The organism is Nocardioides sp., assembly GCF_035481145.1.
Classification (GTDB): domain Bacteria; phylum Actinomycetota; class Actinomycetes; order Propionibacteriales; family Nocardioidaceae; genus Nocardioides.
Genome location: NZ_DATIHB010000126.1, coordinates 1 through 2,685 on the forward strand (window position 1 = coordinate 1; position 2,685 = coordinate 2,685).

Annotated in this window: 2 protein-coding genes; both read right to left on the reverse strand. The window is 68.3% G+C overall.

Going from position 1 to position 2,685, the window contains the following annotated elements:
* Positions 1–440: 440 nt before the first annotated feature.
* A complete protein-coding gene (locus tag VLF38_RS10545) occupies positions 441–1,481 on the reverse strand; it encodes an alpha-hydroxy-acid oxidizing protein (RefSeq protein ID WP_325271221.1) in 1,041 nt (346 codons plus the stop codon).
* Positions 1,482–1,487: 6 nt separating this feature from the next.
* The coding region (tyrS, locus tag VLF38_RS10550) for a tyrosine--tRNA ligase (RefSeq protein ID WP_325271222.1) at positions 1,488–2,685 on the reverse strand (1,198 nt) is incomplete at its 5' end.

Sequence of the window (2,685 nt, forward strand, 5' to 3'; positions counted from 1 at the left end):
CCGACAAAATTGTCAGAATTATCGATTACTTACCAAAGGAAGCAGTCCAACCCAAACCCGAAGGCTCGAATGTCGGACGGGTAAAAATTAATTCGTCGACTTTTGACACACTGTTGAGTTCTCAAGGATCCAGCGCGCACCGTGGTTCTGCAGTTTCCTGCATCCCCTGCGGGGCTTGGATTCGGCCTCCCCTGGCGCACAGCAACTCGCGAGCTTTTCCGGCCGCCATGACTGGCAAACCCGTACCTCGGAGGTGTCTTCGGGAAGACTGCAGCCGGGAGTCGGTTGGCCCGGCCTCTCGGCCGTTCCTCCCGCCGTTCCCGGCGACAGGTGAAACATTAGACGACCTTTCCCGGACCTTGCAAATCGGGTCGGAGTGACCGCGACCACATTGACCGTTTGTGCAGGTCAGGCGCGGTTCTGGCTCCTGCAGCGGCGCTTCAGGCCCCGAGCTGGCGGGTTTCGGCGGCGTTGCGGCAGCCTGCGAGGCGCAGGTTCTCCTCGAGCTCGGCCTCCACGGTGGCCAGCACCGACCCCACGAGCTCCTCTCCCCCGGCTGCCAGCGCCAGGAGCGGCACTCGCCCGAGGAAAACCGCGTCGGCACCGAGCGCCAGTGCCGCCAGTACGTCCGCTCCCCCGTGCACCCCGCCGTCGACGTACACCGGCACCCGGCCCCCGACACGGGCCGCGACTGCCGGCAGCGCGGATGCGGTCGTGATGGTGCGGTCGAGCTGCCGTCCCCCGTGGTTGCTGACCCACACAGCAGCGGCGCCCGCGTCGAGGCAGGTCTCGGCGTCGTCGGGATGGAGCACCCCCTTCACGACGACCGGCAGCCCCAGGTGGTCGCCCAGCCACGAGACATCGGCGGGCGCGAGGTCGGCAGCCCACTCACCCCGCTGGGTGCTGACGGCGCGGCCGTCGTAGTTGGCGCGGTGCCAGGAGAGGTCGACGTCGGAGAAGTCGTCGTCACCCACGTCGTGCTTCGTCCCGGGGAAGGGCAGGTCGACGGTCAGGATGATCGCTCGCGCACCCGCGGCCGCAGCGGACTCGAGCATCGGCAGGCAGTCGGCGCGGTCAGCCGTGAGGTAGGCCTGCAGCCACCACGGCCCACCGGCAGCAGCGATCTCGGCGAAGCGGTGGCCGGCGTTGCTCGACACCACGTGTGGCACTCCGGCGATGGCAGCGGCACGAGCCATCGCCAGCTCGCCCTCCGGATCGGCCGCGCGCTGCAACGACGTCGGGGCGATGCCGAACGGCAGGCGGTAGGCGTCGCCGTGCAGCTCGCCGGCGAGGCTCACCTCACGCACGTCGCGCAGGACCCGCGGCACGAAGCGGATCCGACGCCAGGCCTCGGTGTTCTCGGCGGAGGTGATTCCTTCGCCAGCGGTGGCCATGACATAGCGCCACACGGAACGCGGAAGGCGCTCCTCGGCGCGGGCCAGGACGTCGTCCAGCCAGCCTCCGGGGAGCGCCTCCGTCATGTTGGGTCAGCCGATCTCGACACCGGCGAGGTTCTTCTTGCCGCGTCGCAGCACGAGCCACGAGCCACCGATCAGGTGCGACTCGTCCGGCACGAACTCCGGGTCCTCGACGCGCAGGTTGTTGAGGTAGGCACCGCCTTCGCCGATCGTGCGGCGCGCCTCGCCATTCGACTTGGAGAGCCCTGAGGCGACGAGCAGCTCGACGATGGTGCCGGGCTTCTCCAGCTTCGTCGCGCCGGCCTCGCCGAGCGCTGCAGCAAGGGTGGACACCGAGAGCGTGTGCAGATCACCGCCGCCGAAGAGCGCGGCGGCCGCAGCCTTGATCTTCTCGGTCTCGCCCCGGCCGTGGACCAGCGTGGTGACCTGCTCGGCGAGGGCCTTCTGCCCGGCGCGCAGGAAGGGCTTCTCGGCCGTCTGCGCCTCCAGCTCCTCGATCTCCTCCCGGGAGAGGAAGGTGAAGATGCGCAGCAGCTCGCCGATCTTGACGTCCTCGACGTTCAGCCAGAACTGGTAGAACGCCCACGGGCTCATCAGCTCGGGGTCGAGCCAGAGTGCGCCGCCCTCGGTCTTGCCGTACTTGGTGCCGTCGGACTTGGTCACCAGCGGCGTGGCGAACGCGTGCGCCTTGCCACCGGCGGCGCGGCGGATCAGCTCGACGCCACCGGTGAGATTGCCCCACTGGTCGGAGCCACCGAACTGGAGCTTCACACCGTGCTGGCGGTAGAGCTCGAGGAAGTCCATGGACTGCAGCAGGACGTAGGCGAACTCGGTGAACGAGATGCCCTGCTCGAGTCGGCTCTTCACCACATCGCGGGCCAGCATCCGGTTGACGGGAAAGTGCTTGCCGATGTCGCGCAGGAAGTCGATCGTCGACAGCGGCGCGGTCCAGTCGTAGTTGTTGACCATCGTCGCGGCGTTGTCGCCCTCGAAGGAGAGGAACGGCTCGATCTGCGACTGCACCCGACGGACCCAGTCCTTCACGGTGTCGAGCGTGTTGAGCGTGCGCTCACCGGACACCTTCGGGTCCCCGATCATCCCGGTTGCGCCACCCACGAGGGCGTACGGCGTGTGGCCGGCGTCCTGCAGTCGCTTGGCCGTCAGGATCTGGACGAGGTTGCCCATGTGCAGGCTCGGCGCGGTCGGGTCGAACCCCACGTAGAAGCGCACCGGCCCGGCGTCCATCTCGGCGCGGAGCGCGTCTAGG

Coding starts and splice junctions, on each gene's coding strand:
- VLF38_RS10545 (WP_325271221.1), bottom strand. CDS start 1,481: ATGACGGAGGCGCTCCCCGGAGGCTGGCTGGACGACGTCCTGGCCCGC.